The organism is Candidatus Hydrogenedentota bacterium (assembly GCA_019637335.1).
Classification (GTDB): domain Bacteria; phylum Hydrogenedentota; class Hydrogenedentia; order Hydrogenedentales; family JAEUWI01; genus JAEUWI01.
The window spans coordinates 634,449-653,325 of the sequence record JAHBVV010000001.1; the positions used below are offsets into that span (position 1 = coordinate 634,449).

13 protein-coding genes are annotated in these 18,877 nt (G+C 67.4%); 7 read left to right on the forward strand and 6 right to left on the reverse strand.

Going from position 1 to position 18,877, the window contains the following annotated elements; all coding sequences use genetic code 11:
• The first annotated feature begins 37 nt into the window (after positions 1-37).
• The gene (locus KF886_02325) at positions 38-1,075 is read left to right on the forward strand and encodes an aldo/keto reductase (protein MBX3176173.1); all 1,038 of its coding nucleotides are present in this window, start codon (positions 38-40) and stop codon (positions 1,073-1,075) included.
• Between the two features lie 16 nt (positions 1,076-1,091).
• On the opposite strand, the gene KF886_02330 is transcribed toward KF886_02325, so the two are convergent.
• The gene (locus KF886_02330) at positions 1,092-1,388 is read right to left on the reverse strand and encodes a hypothetical protein (protein ID MBX3176174.1); all 297 of its coding nucleotides are present in this window, start codon (positions 1,386-1,388) and stop codon (positions 1,092-1,094) included.
• An 82-nt stretch (positions 1,389-1,470) separates the two neighbouring features.
• Positions 1,471-1,896 (reverse strand): hypothetical protein, encoded by a 426-nt coding sequence (locus KF886_02335; protein MBX3176175.1) that lies wholly within the window; start codon positions 1,894-1,896, stop codon positions 1,471-1,473.
• A gap of 234 nt (positions 1,897-2,130) precedes the next feature.
• Here KF886_02335 and KF886_02340 point away from each other — a divergent pair, with 234 nt between their 5' ends.
• From KF886_02340 to KF886_02360, 5 genes are all read left to right on the forward strand, one after another.
• The gene (locus KF886_02340) at positions 2,131-3,597 is read left to right on the forward strand and encodes a glycosyltransferase family 39 protein (GenBank protein ID MBX3176176.1); all 1,467 of its coding nucleotides are present in this window, start codon (positions 2,131-2,133) and stop codon (positions 3,595-3,597) included.
• Positions 3,594-4,439 (forward strand): glycosyltransferase family 9 protein, encoded by an 846-nt coding sequence (locus KF886_02345; GenBank protein MBX3176177.1) that lies wholly within the window; start codon positions 3,594-3,596, stop codon positions 4,437-4,439. The genes KF886_02340 and KF886_02345 overlap by 4 nt, the downstream gene beginning before the upstream one ends.
• A 168-nt stretch (positions 4,440-4,607) precedes the next feature.
• Positions 4,608-4,970, forward strand: a complete 363-nt coding sequence (locus KF886_02350) for a helix-turn-helix transcriptional regulator (GenBank protein ID MBX3176178.1) — start codon at positions 4,608-4,610, stop codon at positions 4,968-4,970.
• A gap of 19 nt (positions 4,971-4,989) precedes the next feature.
• Positions 4,990-5,445 (forward strand): DoxX family protein, encoded by a 456-nt coding sequence (locus KF886_02355; protein ID MBX3176179.1) that lies wholly within the window; start codon positions 4,990-4,992, stop codon positions 5,443-5,445.
• A 28-nt stretch (positions 5,446-5,473) separates the two neighbouring features.
• A complete protein-coding gene (locus KF886_02360; protein ID MBX3176180.1) occupies positions 5,474-6,781 on the forward strand; it encodes an amino acid permease in 1,308 nt (435 codons plus the stop codon).
• Between the two features lie 53 nt (positions 6,782-6,834).
• Here KF886_02360 and KF886_02365 read toward each other — a convergent pair whose 3' ends face one another.
• The 3 genes from KF886_02365 to KF886_02375 all read right to left on the reverse strand — a co-directional run bounded on the left by KF886_02365 (position 6,835) and on the right by KF886_02375 (position 8,955).
• Complete coding sequence (locus KF886_02365; GenBank protein ID MBX3176181.1) at positions 6,835-7,047, reverse strand: type II toxin-antitoxin system HicB family antitoxin; 213 nt, start codon at positions 7,045-7,047, stop codon at positions 6,835-6,837.
• A 63-nt stretch (positions 7,048-7,110) separates the two neighbouring features.
• Positions 7,111-8,415: a P-loop NTPase gene (locus KF886_02370; protein MBX3176182.1), complete on the reverse strand. Its 1,305-nt coding sequence runs from the start codon at positions 8,413-8,415 to the stop codon at positions 7,111-7,113.
• A gap of 168 nt (positions 8,416-8,583) precedes the next feature.
• Positions 8,584-8,955, reverse strand: coding sequence for a hypothetical protein (locus KF886_02375; GenBank protein ID MBX3176183.1), 372 nt, complete (start codon positions 8,953-8,955; stop codon positions 8,584-8,586).
• 131 nt (positions 8,956-9,086) lie between these two features.
• Between KF886_02375 and KF886_02380 the strand changes: the two genes are divergently transcribed.
• Positions 9,087-9,692, forward strand: a complete 606-nt coding sequence (locus tag KF886_02380; GenBank protein MBX3176184.1) for a uracil-DNA glycosylase family protein — start codon at positions 9,087-9,089, stop codon at positions 9,690-9,692.
• 21 nt (positions 9,693-9,713) lie between these two features.
• Here the strand turns inward: KF886_02380 and KF886_02385 are convergent, their stop codons facing one another.
• Positions 9,714-18,809: an amino acid adenylation domain-containing protein gene (locus tag KF886_02385; GenBank protein MBX3176185.1), complete on the reverse strand. Its 9,096-nt coding sequence runs from the start codon at positions 18,807-18,809 to the stop codon at positions 9,714-9,716.
• Between the last annotated feature and the right edge of the window lie 68 nt (positions 18,810-18,877).

Sequence of the window (18,877 nt, forward strand, 5' to 3'; positions counted from 1 at the left end):
TTAGATAATGGCTTGTTATTTCTTGAGGGATTGACGCATGCAGTACCGGAAACTGGGGGTAAGTAATCTCAAGGTGTCCGTACTGTCTTTTGGCGCCTGGCAGTTGGGGGATCCGGGGTATTGGGGGAGCTCCCCCCCGATCCGGCCCGGAGAGGCGGTTCGCGCGGCGATAGACGGCGGGATTAATCTGTTCGACACGGCCGAGGTCTACGGCAACGGCGAGTCGGAGCGCCTGCTCGGACAGGCGCTCGGCGCGGACCGCAAGCGCGTGCTCATCGCGAGCAAGGTGCTCCCGCAGAACTGCGCGCCCGCGCGCCTGCGCGCGTCGTGCGAGGCCAGCCTGCGCCGGTTGGGCACCGATTATATTGACCTCTACCAGGTGCACTGGCCCTTTCGGAACCGGCCCGTGCTGGACTTGCAGGGGCGGCCCGTGCCGGATCCCCCGGATGTGATATCCGCATGTGAGACGCTCCGCGCGCTACAAAACGAGGGCAAGATCCGCTTCATCGGCCTCTCGAATTTCGGTCCGGAAGACATGGAGGACTGGTTCTTTCATGGCGTGGCCGACGCGAACCAGATCGGCTACAACCTGATCAGCCGCGCGGCGGAATTCGATGTGATCCCGTCCTGCCGCGCCCACCAGCTCGGCGTGCTCGCGTATATGCCGCTCATGCAGGGGCTGCTCGCGCACCGCTGGGACTCGGTGGAAGCCCTGCCCGTGGCCCGGCGGCGAACCCGCCACTTCAGCGGGCGCCGCGAAGGCGTCCGGCACGGCGAGCCGGGCCACGAAACGTTGCTGCTGGAAACGGTCACCGCGCTCCGGTCCTTCTCGGACGCCATCGGGGTGCCGCTGGCGACTGTCAGTGTGTGCTGGGTCCTGGCGCAGCCTGGTGTTACGTCCGCTATCGTCGGAGCGCGCTCCCCCGAACAGGTGCAGCGCAATCTGCGCGCGGCCTTGTTGAACCTGGGTCCGGCGGCCATCGCCCAGCTAAACGAAATCTCCGGCCCGCTCAAGCGCGCTATGGGCAAGAACGCGGATCTGTGGCAAGGGGAAAAGGCGAGCCGGATTGGCTGAGCGCCGCGCCCGCGACCTACCGCGCGGTGCGCGTGAGGAGCGAGTTCTCGTCCGCGGGCTCCCGTTCGCGTAGCCGGGCTTCCCGGTATTGCACCGTCGCAACAAACAGGTAGTAGAGATAGGCGGCGGGCCCCACCACCAGAAAGGCGACAATGAACATGCCGGCCAGGACGGGGAAAAAGACGAGGCCAATTACGGCGAGCAGCAGGATCACGAGGATCGTGAGCCCCGCAACCATCACCCACTTGATGTGGCGGAGCTGGATGCTGATCTCCTCGAGAAGCCGCTCGGTATTGTCCGACCGTTCGTCCATGACTGTCTCCTGGCGCATAAACTACTGTCCCAATCCTAACGCGCCCCGCCCGCAAAAGGCAAGCAATATCGCCGCGTCAGGCCTACGGTCGACCATAAGCCGCCTTCACGCTCGGGCGCACGAGAACCAGAATGGTGCAGATTCCCAACGCCGTGCCAAGGGGTACATGGATGCAGGACACGCACGCAACAATGAAGCTGAAGGTATACCCGGTCCGACGTTTCAGGCACCGCCCCGATAGGATCAACGCCACCGACGGAAGCGCGCCGAAGAAAAATCCGACAACGCCAATTGCGATGAACCCCAATCCGATAACGGGCGGCGCGCCCTGGACTTCGACCGGCCCGAGCAGCATTGCGACGCCCAGCAGGACGTAGAGCAACACAAACCCGGACACAACGACGCCCAATACGCCCAGGACAACGTGCGCCAGAGAGAGCAGATTGAGATGGTCGACGTCGTCTTTCGTCAGATAAGACCGGCTTTCGTAACCTGTTTCGTGATACATGAGTTGCTCCCCGGGGCTTGCCCCAGAAATGCGGATGTCCGCACCTACCGCCTGCCGACTTACGCCCTTGGCCGGCAATCCACGTTCGACGCCCGCCGTGCGTCTCGACCAGTATAACCTCCCAGACTCGGAAGATCGACCGAAGTCCCGCTGGCGCGCCGTCCCGCCGGAATCCCGCCCAGCCTCGCGGATCGGGGCTTGCGCGGGCGCCGGAGGCTGGCGTAGCATCTCGGCGTGAACTCGACGTTAAACCAAAGCGGCCCCTGGCGCGATCTCCTCGCGCTGGTGGGGCTGGCCGCCGCATGCCGGCTGCTGTTTCTCCTCGCGATGCCGCGCGTGCTGGACTCGGCGGATGCGATTCACTATGTGGAGACGGCGGCGCGTCTGGCGTCTGGGGACTTCTTCGGCTACGACCCGAAGATCCCTATCTTCTACCCGCTGCTGGGGGCTTTTGCGAGCCTGGTGTTCGCCGATATGGAACAGGCCTGCCGTGCGGTCTCGTTGGTCGCGTCGGTATTGACCGTCATTCCCGTGTACCTGCTGGCGCGGGACCTGCACGGAACGGCGCCGGCGCGGATCGCGGGCCTGATCTTCGCGCTGTGGCCGTGGCTGATAGACTACGCATCGCGGGTCTCCACGGAGGCGACGGCGGTGCTGCTGTGGACCGGCGGGGTCTGGCTCTTCGCGCGGGGCATGCGCCGGGGCGGCGCGGCGGTGGCCGGCGCGGCGGCGTGCTTCTTCGCGCTGTCGCTGACGCGCCCGGAGGGGCTTTTCGTGCTGCTGGCGACCGCCGGGGCGCTGCCCGTCCTCTGCGGATGGCGTGAGAGGCGGGCCTGGCGCCGTTTCGCGGCCTTCGCAGGACTGGCGGCGTTGCTCGTGATTGCAAACACATTCTACGTGCGCGCGCTGACGGGCCAGACGACGGCGAACTACCGCGCCGGGTTCATCGTGGAGGAGTTCGCGTACCAGCGCTTTGTGCAGACGGCGGTGGAGACGTTCAGCGATGTCATTCCCGTCATGCTGGGGCCCCTGCTCTTCCTCTTCCTGGGCGTGGGGTTCTTTCAGGCGCGGGATCGGGCGCGGGATCCGCGCCTCGAAGCCACGGTGCTGTTTTTCGCGGCGGCGCAATGGGGCCTGAGCCTGTTTGTACTCTCCCCCGCGCCGCGTTACCTCATGGCGCCGCTGATCGTGCTCTCGATGTGGTCCGCCTGCGGAATGCACCTGGCGGCGGGCCAGATCCGCGCGTGGCGCGCCCGTCCGGCGTGGCTGGCGCGCTTGCCGCTGGTTGCGGTGATTCTGTTTTTCCTGGGACACGCGGCCATCACCGTGGGGTCGGAACACCTCGGGCGGCGCCCCCGCGAACCCCGGGAATACAAGGAGGCAGGGTTGTGGATGGCCGCGAACCTGACGCCGGGCCTGATCTTCACACGCAAGCCGCAGGTGGGCTTTTACGCGGGCATGCCCTCCACCGGCCCCGCGCCGGACGATTCGCTCGCGGAGGCCCTGGATCGCGCGCGCGCGGCCGGCGCGGCCTATGTGGTGGTGGATGAGCGCTATACGGCCGCGATGGTTCCCGGGCTGCGCCCGCTGCTGGATCCGGCGGCGGAACACCCGGGCCTGCGGCGGCTGAAGACGTTCGAAAGCTACCCGGAATCGCGGGTGGTGGTGTACGCCCTTGCTCCCGCACCAGATGATCGATGAGCGGGAAAACGCTGGTCATACACACCGGGGGCGTGGGCGATTTCATCTGCGCGCTGCCCGCCCTGGCGCGCCTCCGAGCGAATGGCCCGCTGGAGATTGCCGGCATCCCGGAGCGCGCGGCTCTGGCCGTGGCGGCGGGCATCGCGGACGCCGCCCACGACCTGGATCGCGCCGATTTCCACACGGCTTTCCGTATGCCATCGGACCGGCTGCGCGCGTTCTGCGCCCCATTCGCGCGTGCGGTGGTGTGGATGAAGGATGAGGACGGCGCCCTGGCGCGGGGGCTGCGCGCGGCGGGCATTGGGGAGGCGCAGTGTTTCCCGGGCATTCCCCCGGCGGAGTGGGCGCGGCACGCGGCGCCGTGGTACGCGGATTGCCTCGGCGTGGAGATTGAACTGCCATTTCAGCTTGAATTTCCGCGGGCCCATTGCGCACCGGACGTCGTCCTCCATCCCGGGAGCGGCGATCCGAAAAAAAACTGGCCGCTGGACCGGTTCCGCGCCCTCGCGGATCGGTTGGGCGATGCGGGACTCACCTACGCGTGGTGTCTCGGGCCCGCCGAGGAAAGCCTCGCGCCGCCGCCGCAACCCGCGCTTCAAGAAATGTCCCTGACCGCGCTGGCCGGCGTGCTCGCCCGCGCGCGGCTCTTCGTCGGTAACGACAGCGGCATCGGCCACCTGGCCTCCGTGGCGGGTTGTCCGGCCGTGTCGATCTTCGGCCCAACGGACCCGGCGGTGTGGCGCCCCATCGGCCCGCGCACGCGGGTGCTTCAAGGGACGCCGTGGCCGGAGGTCGAGGCGGTGTGGGCGGCGGCGCGGGAGCTGCTGGGGATCCGGGCGTAGGCTACCAGGCGCAACCCCAGGGACGGCAGGGACGGCAGAGACGGCAGGGGCAGTAGTGAAGGCATAGAGTCCGAAGACTCCAAATAACGTATCGCTCCTTCATGGTCTTACGCTCTGATTTCCCTGACCCCTTGCAACGCTAGTCGATAATCGTTTACAGTTATCGTAATGACCGACTACGACGACAAGATACTCAACCGGGAGATCCTCCTCGCCTTCTGGAAGGTGCATATCCTGCACCATGCCGCCGAGCAGCCGATTGTCGGCAATTGGATGCTCAAGGAATTGCGCCACCATGGCTACGACGCGAGCCCCGGCACGCTCTACCCCCTGCTGAACCGCATGGCGGAATACGGCTGGCTATCGGTCGAGGTGCGCGGGAAGGGCCCGCGGGCCATCCGGGAATACCGCCTGACCGCGGTGGGCGCGGAGGTGCTCCGGGTGGTCCGGCGGCAGATGGCCGAGCTGGTGGGGGAAGTTCGTGGGGGCGATTCAGAACTTGATCCCGAGAAAGGATGTGAAGATGAATGACAAACTGTTGTCCACGCTGATGCGATCCGAAGCCCCGGCCGCCGCCGTGCTGATACGGCTCTCCGTCGGCGCGGTGTTCCTGTCCGAGGGACTCCAGAAGTTCATGTATCCCGAATCGCTCGGCGCGGGCCGTTTCGAGCGCATGGGGTACGAGTCCGCCGCGTGGATTGCGCCGATGGTCGGCGGGTTCGAGGTGCTTTGCGGCGCGCTGCTGCTTGCGGGGCTGCTCACGCGCCTGGCCGCGATTCCGATAGTCGCAATTATGCTTACAGCGATTGCGACCACGAAGATCCCGATACTGCTGGGCCGCGATTTCCTGGGCTTCAAGGTGCGCCAGCTTTCGGAGTATGGCTTCTGGAGCATGGCCCACGAATCGCGGACCGATTTCGCGATGCTGATGGGGGCGCTTTTCCTGCTCTGGGTCGGGGCGGGGCCGTGGTCGGCGGACGCGCGGCTCTTGCGGCGAAGCCATTGAAATCCAACAAATCGAGGTAGGTATTTGTATGGAACAGACAACGAACCAACAGCCGGGTCTCCGCCGCGAGTTGGGCACGCCCGGCGCGGTATTGATGGGGCTGGGATCCATCCTGGGCACCGGCGCGTTTGTGTCGATCGGCATCGCGGCGGGCATCACGGGCCCCTCGGTGATCCTGGCGACCGCGCTCGCCGCGCTGGTGGCCACGTGCAACGCGCTGAACAGCGCCCAGCTGGCGGCGGCGCACCCGGTCAGCGGCGGGGCCTATGAGTACGGCTACCGGCTGCTCCACCCCGCGGCGGGCTTCACGGCGGGCTGGATGTTCCTTTGCGCGAAGACGGCCTCGGCGGCGACCGCGGCGCTGGGCTTTGCGGGCTACACGCTGCACGCGCTGGGCGTGGAGACGCACGGCGCCTTGGTGGGCCTCGCGCTGGCGGCGGTGATCGTGCTGACGGCGCTGGTGGCGGGCGGTATCCGGCGCTCGAATACCGCGAACACGGCGATTGTCCTCTTTACCATCGGCGCGCTGCTCGCGTTTATCCTGGGCGTGCTGCCGGCGGGCGTGCGCCAGGGCGGCGCGAATCTGACGCCCTTCTTTGGAGGGGAAGACGGGGCCGGGACCTTCCTGCAGGCGACCGCGCTGATGTTCGTGGCCTTCACGGGCTACGGGCGCATCGCGACGCTGGGCGAGGAGGTGCACAATCCGAGGCACACCATCCCGCGCGCGATCATCATCACGCTCGTGATTTCGGCGCTGCTCTATATCGGCCTGGCCCTGGCGGCCGTCGCGGCGGCGGGCGCGGGCGCGCTCGGGACCCTGACCGAGGTGCGCGCCGCGGCGCCGCTGGAAGCGGTGGCGGACGCCTACGCCGGGGCCTGGGTTGCGTGGATAGTGGGCCTGGGCGCGGTGACGGCCATGCTGGGCGTGCTGCTGAATCTCATCCTGGGGCTCTCGCGCGTGCTGCTGGCGATGGCGCGGCGGGGGGATGCGCCCCGCTTCCTGGCGACCATCGGCGCGGACTCCGGCGCCCCGGCGGCATCCGTGTGGGCCGTGGGCATCGCCATTGCCGCGCTCGCGTTCCTGGGCGACGTGAAGACCACGTGGTCCTTCAGCGCGTTTACGGTGCTGGTGTACTACGCGATCAACAACCTGGCGGCGCTTCGGCTGCCCGCGGAGGAACGCCTCTACCCGCGCTTCTGGGCCGCGGGCGGATTGGCGGCCTGCCTGTTCCTGGCCTTCTGGGTGGACGTACAGGTATGGATGGCCGGCCTGGCGCTGATCGGCGCGGGCCTGGCGGGCCACTGGACGCGGCGGTGGCTGCGCCCAGCGGCGTAGGGCCGGGAAAGTTCAAGTATCGGTTTTCCGCCCGGAGACGACGGGCAGGGGACTCACGGCGATATCTCGATGACTTCCTCCGAAATCGAGGGCGGGACGGGCTCACCGTGGGCTTCCAGACTTTCGATATAGCCCTCAATCGCCTCCCGGACGTTGTCCAATAGCTCGTTCCGCGTCTTCCCTTGTGAAACGCACCCGGGCAGAGATGGGACTTCACCCACAAACGTGCCGTCTTCATCTTGTTCAATCAAAACACGGTAACGCATGGGATGACCCCTCTTCTTCGTCTATCTTCCTACCAGGATTCTACCATCGGAGCGTCGAACCTCCTACAGCAGCGCGACGCGCTTGATGTGCTCCCAGGGGAAGATGCCGGAGCTGTGGCCGTCGCTCCAGACGATGCCGACGGCGTAGTTGCCCAGTGTCGACAGGGACTCGATCTTGATGTCCTCGGGGACGGAGTCCGGGTTAAGGATTGGCTGGCCGGTGAATTCGTTTACGCAGAGCGCGCACTGGCAGGAGATGCGCAGCTTCTTGTTGGGCACACGGACCTCTTTGCCGTCGCCGAAGCGCACGAGCAGTTCCCCGTTCTCGGGAATGGCCTCCGGGTGGGACTCGCCTTCCAGGCGTCGCTTGCCGACTTCGCGGTGCAGCTTTTCGGCCATCTCGCGGAATGCGGGGATGTCCGCGCCAGCATCCTGGCTGGAGGTGTCCGAAACGCCCGGAATCAAGGGGAGCTGCGCGAGGGTGTCGAGCCCGAAGCGCGCCTTGAGCGTGGCGCTGCTGCTGCCGAAGATAAAGTGCTTCTTCTCGCAGTTGTCGCAGAGGAAATAGGCCATGTTCTCGACGACGCCGAGCACGGGAACCTTAACCGACTCGAACATGAGGATGCCGCGGGAGACGTCCACGAGGGACAGGGCCTGCGGCGTGGTGACGATGATGGCGCCGTCCAGGGCCGCCTGCTGCACGAGCGTGAGCTGGATATCGCCGGTGCCGGGGGGCATGTCGATGATGAGGTAGTCCAGCTCGCCCCAGTCGGTCTGCTGGAGGATCTGGGAGGTGTAGTTCGAGACCATGGGCCCGCGCATGACGGCCGGGCGATCACCCATGACGTAGCCGAGCGACATGGTCTTGAGGCCGTCGCACATGACGGGCTCCAGCAGGTTGTTTTTCATGTAGACGTCGGGGTTGTTCGCCTTGAAGAGCGTCGGCAGTGACGGGCCGTAGATATCGACATCGAGCAGGCCGACCTTGTGCCCCTCGCGCTGAATGGCCCGGGCCAGGTGCGCGGCGACGGTGGATTTTCCGACGCCGCCCTTGCACGAGGAAACCGCTATCACGGCGCCGACGTTCTTGAGGGTGTCGATCTTGGGGCCGGTGCGCTCTTTGGGCTTCATCGCGCTCATGGTGACCTGGACGTTCATCACGCCGGGCAGATTCGCGACGGCGGCCTCGCACTCGCGCTGAAAGCGCTCCTTTACGGGGCAGGCGGGGGTCGTTAACTCGACCGTAAAGGCGACGGCGCCCTCGTCGATCTGGATATTCTTGATGAACCCGAGCGAGACAATGTCTTTGCCGAAATCGGGGTCAATGATGTGACGCATCGCGTCCAGCACCTGGTTTTCGGTAACCATTCCGTACTCCTGTGGCGAGAAAATGGGTAGAAATCGCGTGGCGATCGGGTAGATCTTACGCACCGGCGCCCCCGCATGTCCAAATGCGCCCCGGACGACGTCCAGAGGACGCCCATTACAGGGAGTAACAACGCCGTGGCCCATTTTATGCCGTGGCGGGACGGGCGGCTACCCGAAGACGGGCTTTTCGAAGAGTTCGCCGCAATAGAGGCACTTGTAGTGCCGGGAGTTCGAGACGCGGTGGCAGGTGGGGCAGGCTACGGCGCCGCCGCCCATCTTGCCGTCCTCCTGGCCGTCGCGCAGGTCCACTTCGCGGGCCATCCGTTCCAGATCGGCGTCGGTGAGGCCCGCGCGCTCCCGAATCAGCTCCCACATGGCCTGGTTGAGCAGGGTGAGGCGCTCAACCTGGTGGCGCAGTTCGCGGAGATCCTCCTGCGCGCTGAGCACCCGGCTTTCGGCGTTCCGGGCCGCGGTGGTCGCCGCCGTGTTCGGCCGTGCCGTGTGCAATCCGCCCAATCCGCCAAGCCACAGTCCACTCATGAATTCGTCCTCCATGGTTCTTCCTCTCGCCTGCGCGCCGGGGCGCCGCCGCCTGTCCGTGACGCAGACCCGACTCCCGGCAATACCGCCGGGCGTGGCGTTTCATTCACTATCTTGTTTACCATCTTTTCATGGCGGGCCGGAAAAAACAAGCTGCGATCGAGGCGCTCCTGGCGGAAGTGCGCGGCTGCGCCCATTGCGCGGCGGCGCTCCCGCTTGGACCGCGCCCCGTGCTGCGCGCGGGAACGGGCGCGCGAATTCTGATCGTGGGCCAGGCGCCGGGCACGCGGGTGCACGCCACGGGGATACCGTGGAACGATCCGAGCGGCGACCGGCTCCGCGGGTGGCTTGCGGTGGATCGCGATACGTTTTACGACGAAACGCGGTTCGCCATCATCCCGATGGGCTTCTGCTATCCGGGCCGGGACCCGCGCGGCGGCGATCTGCCGCCCCGTCCCGAGTGCGCGCCGCTCTGGCATGCGCGGCTGCTGGAATTGCTGCCGGACATCGGCCTCACGCTGCTGGTGGGCCAGTATGCGCAGCGGTACTACCTCGCTGATCGCGCGTGCAAGACGCTGTCCGACACGGTGGCGCGCCGGGGCGACTACGGGCCGGCATACCTGCCGCTGCCGCATCCCTCGCCGCGAAACGTGTTGTGGCTCAAGCGCCGCCCGTGGTTCGAGGCGGAGGTCGTCCCGGAATTGCGGGTGCGGGTTCGGGCGCTCCTCGGCGATTGACGCCGGTGGCCGGACGCGCGGTCAGCGGTCCCGGCGCAGGGCATCCTCGAAGCACTGTTGCAGCGCGGCGCCCAGGTCGCGCACGAAGGGCTCGCGGTGCATGACCATGTGGTTGCCGGGAACCACACGCACGCCCACGCCGCGCAGGGCGAAGTGTTTCCACCCGAGCGTTTCGTCGGCGCGCGCCTCGCGCCAGGGATCGTCGGCGACGCGCAACACGGTCACGCGCGCTTGCAGGGGGCGCAGGACGTAGTTCCGGTGGGCCTGTTCGAGCAGGCGGATCCGTTCGGAGGTTTCGTGCACGGTGCGCTCGCGGATCATGCGCAGACGCCGGTCCGAGATGCGCTGGGTGGCCAGGCCGGCCCGGATGAGCAGGTATTGGTTGAGGGTGTCCAGGGCGATCCAGCGGAGGCTGGCCGTGACTCCGGGGTTGGCGCCATTTCCCGACGGGGCGATCATGCGAGGCAGATCCAGGACGAAATCGCGCAGATAGCCCACCTGGAGGCGCCAGGTGTAGAGCACCATCGCCAGGCGCACGAGGATCTTTCGCGGGTACGCGCGCAGGGCGTGGTTCGCCCGGGCGGCGCCGTTGTTCGCCGCTTCGCGCACGCTCACATCGAGCATGTAGAGGCCGGCCACCTCTTGTCCCGCCTCCAGGAGCTGCCGGGCGGCCTCCCAGGCCAGGAGCCCGCCGAACGAATAGCCGCCGAGCAGGTAGGGGCCTTCCGGCTGTATGGCCCGGACCTCGCGGATGAATTCGGCGGCCATCTCCTCCATGGATTGCGGGCCGCCGCCATCGAGGTGGACGAGGCCGGAGTAGCAATAGAAGGGCTGATCGGGCGCAAGCGCCGCCGCCAGGGGCCCGTAGTAGCCCATCACATCCCCCGCGCCCGAGGCGCAGAAGAAGGGCGTCCGGCCGCCGGTCTTCAGGACGAAGAGGCCCGACGGGGCTTTGTCTATGGGCGCGGCGACCCGTGCCGCGAGGGAGGCGACGGTGGGCGCGTCGAGCAAGTCGGCGAGGGAAAGCGCGTACCCCAGATCTTCGTTGATCCGGGTCGCCAGCTGAATGGCGAGCAGCGAGTTCCCGCCGAGCGAGAAGAAGTTGTCGTGCCGGCCCGGCAGCGCGTCCAGGCCCAACGCGTCGCGCCAGAGCGTGGCCAGGGCGTTTTCGATCGGCCCCTCGGGTGGCGCGTCTCCGGTTCCGGTCTGGAGGGGCGGCGGCGCGGGCAGCGCCGGGCGGTCGATCTTGCCCTGGACGGTCCTCGGAAGGGCGTCGAGAAAGACATATTGCGACGGACGCATGTGGGGCGGAAGTTCATCGGCCGCCATCCGGCGCAGGTCCCCTTCATCGGGGGCGGCGCCCGCGGCGGGAACCACGTAGGCGACGAGGCGCTCGTCCGCGTGGCCCACACCATAGACGTCTATCTCGACCTCGGCGATGTCCGGGCGGCGGCGCAGCATGGCGGCGATCTCGCCGGGTTCGATGCGGTAGCCGCGCATTTTGATATAGCGCCCGAGCCGCCGCACGAACTGGAGTTCGCCGTCGGGCCGGAGGTACGCCACATCCCCGGTGCGGTACAGGCGTTCGCCCGGGGTGAAGGGGTCGGGGATGAAGTGCGCCTCGGTGAGCTGTGCGTCGCGGTGGTAGCCGATGGCAAGCCCCGCGCCGCCGACGTAGACTTCGCCGTGGGCGCCCGCGGGAGTAAGGTCGCGCGCGGCGTCGAGGAGGTATACGCGCGTGTTCTGTATCGGGCGGCCAATCGGGGCGTTGCCGGCGGGGGCGTCGGCGCGGCCCGGAACCGGGTAAAGCGTCGCGTATACCGTGACCTCGGTGGGCCCGTAGGCATTGACGAAGAGGAGACCCGGCGTCGCGCGGACGATGTCGGCAAGCAGCGCCTCGGGCAGCGGTTCCACCCCGGCCATAATGCGCGTGAGCGGGAGCGGGTCGCCGTGCTGCTGCCGCCCCCGGAGCGCGGGCAGCATGTATCCGGGCAGGTAGGCGCAGGCGACGCCATGTTCGCCCAGCCAATTCAGGAAGCGGTCGGGCGCGAGACGTACGGATTCCGGGGCTACGCGCACCGCCGCCCCCGCCAGGAGCGCGGTCCAAACCTCATAGACGGATGCGTCGAAGCTGAGCGCGGCCCACACGGAGCACCAGGTTCCCGGCGCGGCGGGCTGGCGGCGCTGCAGGTCGTCGACGAGATTGATCACGCCGAGGTGGTTGCAACACACCCCCTTGGGTTCGCCGGTGGATCCCGAAGTGAAGATGACATAGGCGGGCTGATCGGCGCCAACAACCGCATCGGGAACGCCGTCCGTTGAGGGGGCCGATAGCTCGAAGCTGTCCAGCGGAACGACCTCCAGGCCGATATCCCGGAGTTCATCCATCAGCGCGGTCTCCGCCAGCAGGACACGCGCTTCGAGCACCGCCAGTACCCGGTTTCGGCGCGCGGCGGGGTCCTGAAGATCCAGCGGCACGTAGGCCGCGCCCGCCTTGAGAATGCCCAGCATGGCGACCACGGGGAGCACGGTGCGGGAGAGGTAGAACGGCACCATCTCGCCGGGCTGCACGCCCCGGTCCCGCAGCATCTCGGCAACGGCCGACGCGCGCTGTTCCAGTTGCGCATAGGTGAGGGTAACGGTTTCGTCCGCAAGCGCGGGCGCGTCGGGGTTTTCGCAGGCGTGCCGGGCCACGATGGCGTGAAGCGACTGGGAATGATCGAGGAGGACGGCGCCGCCGCGCAACGACAGCAGGCGCGAACGCTCGGCGCGATCGAGGTAGTCAAGGGCGCCGATGCGCGCGTCCGCCTGCGCGGCCATCGCGTTCAGCAGCGCCGCGTAGTTCTTCAGGTAGCGTTCCGCCGTAGATTCGAGGAAGAGCGCGGTGTTGTATTCGAGGTTGAGCAGGAGGCGCGGCCCCTGCTGGTGGATGGCGAGGGTGAGGTCAAATTTCGCGGTTCCCGGGTTGACCGTTTCGGCGCGCAGGCGCACGCCGCCCGACTGCGCTTCAAGTTCGGGCGTGTTGTGCAGCACGCATACCGTCTGAAAGAGCGGCGAGCGGCTTGGATCACGATCTTCAGACACGGCGGCCACAATCTGATCCAGGGGGGCGTCCTGGTGTTCCTGTGCGGCGATCATGAGGGCATCGAGGCGGGCGAGGAAGTCCGCCAGCGGTTCGTCGCGATCCACGTGGGTGCGGAGGGGGAGCGTATTGACGAAAAAGCCGATCAAGGGCTCCAGCTCCCGCCGGGGCCGTCCAGCCAGGGCCGTGCCCACGACGAGGTCGTCCTGCCCGGCATAACGGTGCAGCAGAAGGAACCAGGCCGCCAGGAGCACGGTGAACAGCGGGCGTCCTTCGCGTCGGGCGAGGGCGGAGATGGCCTCGCCGCACCCGGCGTCCAGCGCATTCTCGACCACGGCCCCCTCCCACGTTTGCCGTGGAGGCCTGGGGAAGTCCAGTGGCAGTTCGAGAATGGGCGGCGGCGATCCGAGGTGGTCGCGCCAATAGTCGAGGTGATCGTGGAAGGCTCCGGACGCGGCGCGCTCGCGTTGCCACGCGGCGAAATCGGTGAATTGCACCGGGAGTTCCGGCAGCTCGGGTTCCCGATCCTGCCCGAGCGCGGCATAGCAGGCCGCCCATTCGTCGATGAGTATCCGAATGGACCAGCCATCGAGAACGGCGTGGTGGGCGATGAAGGCGGCGTGGCTGGTCCCGGATTCCGCCGGATAGAGGGCGAGGCGGAATAGCGGGGCGCGGTTGAGGTCGAAGGGGCGCCGCGCATCGCGCGCGAGCGCCTCGCGGACGGCTGCGGCGCGATCGGGGGCCGCAATGCCCGGCAGCGGATTCACGACGAGGGGGATATCCACGCGATCCTCGACGACCTGCACCGGGGCGCCGCCCGCGCCGGGGAGCAATTTGACGCGCAGGATATCGTGGCGCGCGACGAGGATCTCGAAGGCGCGGTGGAAGCGCGCGGGATCCATCGGGCCGTCCAACGCAATCAACACGGGCAGGTTGTAGGCGATGTTGCCGGGTTGAATCTGCTCGATGATCCAGAGGCGCTCCTGCGCGAAGGACAGGGGGATGGGCGCATCCGTCGCAACGGGCTGGATCGGGTCCGTATCCGGAAGGCCCTTCCCACGCGCGGCGGCGTCGGCCAGTTCGCGCGCCTGCGCCTTGAGGACCGGCGTCTCCATGAGCGCGCGGATGGGCAAATCGACCTGGAAGCGATCCCGGATGCGGGCGCCCAGCCGCACGAGCAGCAGCGAATGGCCGCCGAGCCGGAAGAAGTTGTCGTTCAGGCCGGCGCGCGCCACGCCGAGCAGGTCCCGCCAGAGTTCGGCGAGCCCCTTCTCCCATTCGGTCTCGGGATCGGCTCCGCCGGCGTCCGCCTCGCGCCGTGGCGGGTCGGGAATCGCGGCGCGGTCCAGTTTGCCCTGCACCGTGCGCGGAAGCGCGTCGAGCCATACGATCTGGGACGGGCGCATGTACTGGGGCAGCCGGTCCGCGAGGAATTCGTCGAAATCGTCGGGGCGGTCGGTCACGCCCGGACGCGGCGCCAGGTACGCGACGATGCGCGCATCGTCCCGGTCCGCCTCATAGAGGAGCGCGGCGGCGTCGGCAACGGCCGGATGCGCGCGCAGGGCGCTTTCGATTTCGCCGGGTTCGATACGCAGGCCGTGCAGCTTGATGAAGCGCCCGATGCGCCGCACAAATTGAACATTGCCATCGGGGCGGAAATACACCAGGTCGCCCGTGCGGTAGAGCCGTGCATCCGGATCGGCCGAGAAGGGATCGGGGACGAATTGGCGGGCGGTCAATTCCGGATCGCCGTGATAGCCTTCGGCCAGGCAATCGCCGCCGATGTACAGCTCCCCGCGCACGCCCGCGGGAACCGGTTTCCGCTGGCCGTCCAACACATAGAGTCGCGTGTTCGCGATGGGCTTCCCGATCGGAGCGTTGCCCGCCGGACGCGGGTTTGCATCGGCGACCGGGTAGAGGGTGACGTGTTCCGTCGCTTCGGTGGGGCCATAGGAGTTGAAGAGCGCGAGACCCGGCGTGGCGCGGACGATATCGCAGAGCAGGGCTTCGGAAAGGGGCTCCACGCCGACCAGCAGCCGGCGCAGCGGAAGGGGATCGCGCCGCTGCCAATCGAGCAGCGCGGGCAGCAGGAATCCCGGCAGGAATCCCGCCGTAATGCGCCGATCGCGCATCCATCCGAAGCAGTCGTCCGCATTCAAGCGCAGGTGCTCGGGAATCACGTGGAGCGCGGCGCCGTTGAGCAGACAGGTCCACGTTTCGTAGACCGACACGTCGAAACTGAAGGCGGTCCACAAGGTCCCGGCGTCCCCGGGCCCGATGGGGCAGCGGGACTGGATGTCCTGGACCTGGTTCACGACGCCCTGGTGCAGACAGCGAACGCCCTTGGGCACGCCGGTGGAGCCCGACGTGAAGATGATGTAGGCCAGGTCCGCTCCGGATAACGTGAGGGCTGGCGCTTCGGCGGGGTATGCTTCGAGCAAACCGGGCGCGTCCAGACAGAAAAGGGGACACGACAGGCCCGCAAGATTTGGCGTGAGCGATTCCTCGGTGAGGATGAGGCGGGGATTCAGTGCGCTCAGCACGCGGTCCCGGCGCGTCACGGGGTCCATGAGATCCAGCGGCACGTAGGCGGCGCCCGCCTTCAGGATGCCGAGCTTCGCCACGACCGCGCGAAGCGTGCGGTTGAGATAAAACGGCACTGGATCGCCGGGCACGACGCCCCGTTCAATGAGGGCATGCGCGAGCTGGTTCGCCCGCGCGCCGAGCTCGGCGTAGGTCAGGCTTTCGCTCTCGTCGGCGACCGCCATGGCGCCCGGATGGGCCACGACCCGCGCCTCAAAACACGAGATGATCGTTTGAGCGCGATCGAGCGGCGCGGCGGTGGCGTTCCACACGTCGCGCACCCGCGCCCGTTCCCGGGGATGCACGATCTCAAATTCGTCCAGCCGCCGGTTTGGACCCGCCACGATATCCGCCAGCAGCGTCTGGTAATTCGCGAGGAGGCGCGCGGCGGTCTCTGGGGTAAAGAGGGCGGTGTTGTATTCGATTTCGAGGCGCAGGCCGCTGTCCTGGGGCGTCACGGCGAGCGTGAGGTCGAATTTCGCGCCGCCGTTGCTGATCTCTTCCCCGGCGATGGCGATCCCGTTGAGCGATCCAACATACCGCGGCGTGTTGTGCAGGATGAACATGACCTGGAAAATCGGTGAACGGCTGGGATCACGCTCCAGGCGCAACTCGGCCACCACGCGGTCGAAGGGGACGTCCTGGTGCTCCTGCGCGGCCAATACCGTGCTCTCCACGGCGCCCAGGTAGGCCGGGAAGGTCTGGTCCGGCACGGGCCGGGTCCGGAGCGCGACGGTGTTCACGAAGAAGCCGATGAGGTTTTCGAGTTGGGCGTGGGTACGGCCGGCGATGACGGAGCCGGTGACGAGGTCCTCCTGGCCGGTGTAGCGATGGAGTAGCACGTTCCAGGCGGCCAGCAGGACCGTAAACAGGGTCTTTCGCTCGTTGCGCGCGAGATCGCCGAGGGCCTCGGCCAGCGGGGCGTCCAAGGCATCCAGGGCCACGGCGCCGGCCCAGGACTGGCGCGGCGGCCTCGGAAAATCCGTGATCAGCTCAAGCCGCGGCAGCGGTCCGGCGAGGTGTTCGCGCCAGTAGTCGAGGTGAGCTTGGAACTCGGGCCCCTGCGCCCGTTTACGTTGCCAGATCGCGAAATCGGGATACTGGCAGGGGAGGTCTGGCCACTCGGGCGCGCGGCCGGCTGCGAGGGCGGCGTACGCGACCGCCAGATCGTCGAGCAGCACACTGATGGACCAGCCGTCGAAGACATTGTGGTGCGCGACGAGGCCCAGCCAGGCGCGATCGTCGCAATCCGGCGCGTAGAGGAAGCGAACCAGCGGCCCCGAGGCCAGATCCATGTACTCGCGCGCGGCCGCGCGAAGCGTATCGCGAAACCAGTCGCCGGCGCCATCGCCGGGGGCCTCGAGGCGTTCCAGCGGAACCACAAGATCCGGCTGCACGCGCTGCACGGGGTGGCCGTGTTCGGCGGGAAAGAGGGTCCGGAGCGCGTCATGGCGATCGACGACGGCCTGGATGGCGCGCCCGAGCACATCGGCGTCGGGCCGGCCCCCGATTTCGAAGCGTATGGGGATATTGTAGACGGTGTTTCCCGGCTCGAGGTGATCGATGATCCAGAGGCGTTCCTGCGCGAAGGAAAGGGGCGCTGGCTGTCCCGGATCGCGCATCGGGATGGGATCGGCGGCATGCCGATCCGACGGGGCCGCCGCGTCGATGGCGGCGGCCAGCGCTCGGATCGCCGGCGCGGCCATGACGGCGCCCAGGGGCAGATCGACGCCAAAGGCGTCCCGGATGCGCAGGAGCAACCGGGTGAGCAGCAGGGAATGCCCGCCGAGCTGGAAGAAGTCGTCCTCCACGCCGATATCGGCGACGCCGAGCACCGCCTCCCAGATGGCGAGGAGCGCTTCCTCGGTCGGCGTTTCGGGCGGGGCCAGGGCACGGCCCCCACCGGCGGACGGCGGCGCGGGCAGTGCGGCCACGTCAATTTTGCCGTTGTTGTTGAGCGGGAAGGCTTCCATGGGCACGAAGACGGACGGGATCATATAGTCCGGCAGCGTGCGGCCCAGGTGGGCGCGGAACTCGGCGGCGGGGGTCTCTCCGCGGGCCAGGTAGTAGGCGACGAGGCGTTGATCACCGGAAGTGTCCTCGCGCATGCGTACAACGGACCCGCGTACAGCGGGGTGCGTGTTGAGGGCGGTCTCTATTTCGCCCAGCTCCACGCGAAAGCCCCGGAGCTGCACCTGCATGTCATTGCGCCCGAGGAATTCGAGATCGTTTTCCCAGACCCGCACGAGATCGCCGGTCTTGTAGAAGGTTTGCGCGCGGTCCGGGTCCTCCGCCAGCGGATCGGGCACGAAGCGTTCGGCGGTCAGTTCGGGGCGCTTGAGGTAACCCCCGCCCACGCCGTCGCCGCCTACGTACAGTTCCCCCACCTCGCCTGCGCCCACGGGACGGCGCTGATCGTCGAGGACGTAGAGCGTCAGGTCGGGAATGGGGATGCCGATGAAGTTGGGGGTTCCGGGCTGAGTATCGGCCATCGAGACGGGGCGGTAGGTCACAAAGACGGTGGTCTCGGTGATGCCGTACATGTTGACGAGGTGCGGCTTCTGGTCGCCGTGGCGGTCGAACCAGATCTTAAGCCCGGGCATGTCGAGGGTTTCACCGCCGAAGATGACGTAGCGGAGCGCCAGGGCGCGCGCGGTTTCGATCGGGACCGTTTCGTCGTGGTGCTGGAGTTGTTTGAAGGCCGAGGGAGTCTGGTTCAGGACCGTGACGCGCTCGTCGAGGAGCAGCTGGTAAAACTGTTCGGGTGAGCGGCTCACGAGGTACGGGACGACGACGACGCGCCCGCCGTAGAAGTAGGCGCCCCAGATTTCCCAGACCGAAAAGTCGAAGGCGTAGGAGTGGAAAAGGGTCCAGACGTCGTCGGGGCCGGTGTCGAACCATGGCTCCATCTCGGTAACCAGCCGGTAGACGTTCCAGTGCGAGATGAGGGCGCCTTTCGGGCGTCCGGTGGAGCCCGAGGTGTAGATCACGTAGGCGAGGCTGTCGGGGGAGGTTACGCAGGGCAGGTTCTCGTCCGGACAGGCTTCCCAGGGGCGATCCTCGCCGTCCAGGACGAGCAGCGTCACGCCGGATTCCCCCGCGAAACGATCCGCGTGGGCGCGGTGCGCGAGCACCACGGGACACTCGGCGTCCTCCACGATCATCCGGACGCGATCGGCCGGGTAGACGGGATCCATGGGAACATAGGCTCCGCCGGCTTTCAGAACCGCGAGAATTGCGATGACCGTGTCGAAACCGCGTTCCAGGCAGAGCCCGACACGGGTTTCCGGCTGGACGCCCGCCTCCCGAAGCCACGCGGCGAGGCGGTTTGCCCGAACATTCAATTCGTGGTAGGTGAGGTGTTCCCCCGCGAAAGTAAGCGCTAGCGCGCCGGGCGTATCGGCGACTTGCTGCTCAAATCGCTGGTGGAGACATAGGGATTTTGGGGTCATGATGTCCTGTCGGAAAACGCGGTTTTCCGGGCGCCGCCACGGTCGCGCTCGTGGCTCCCCCGAATGCG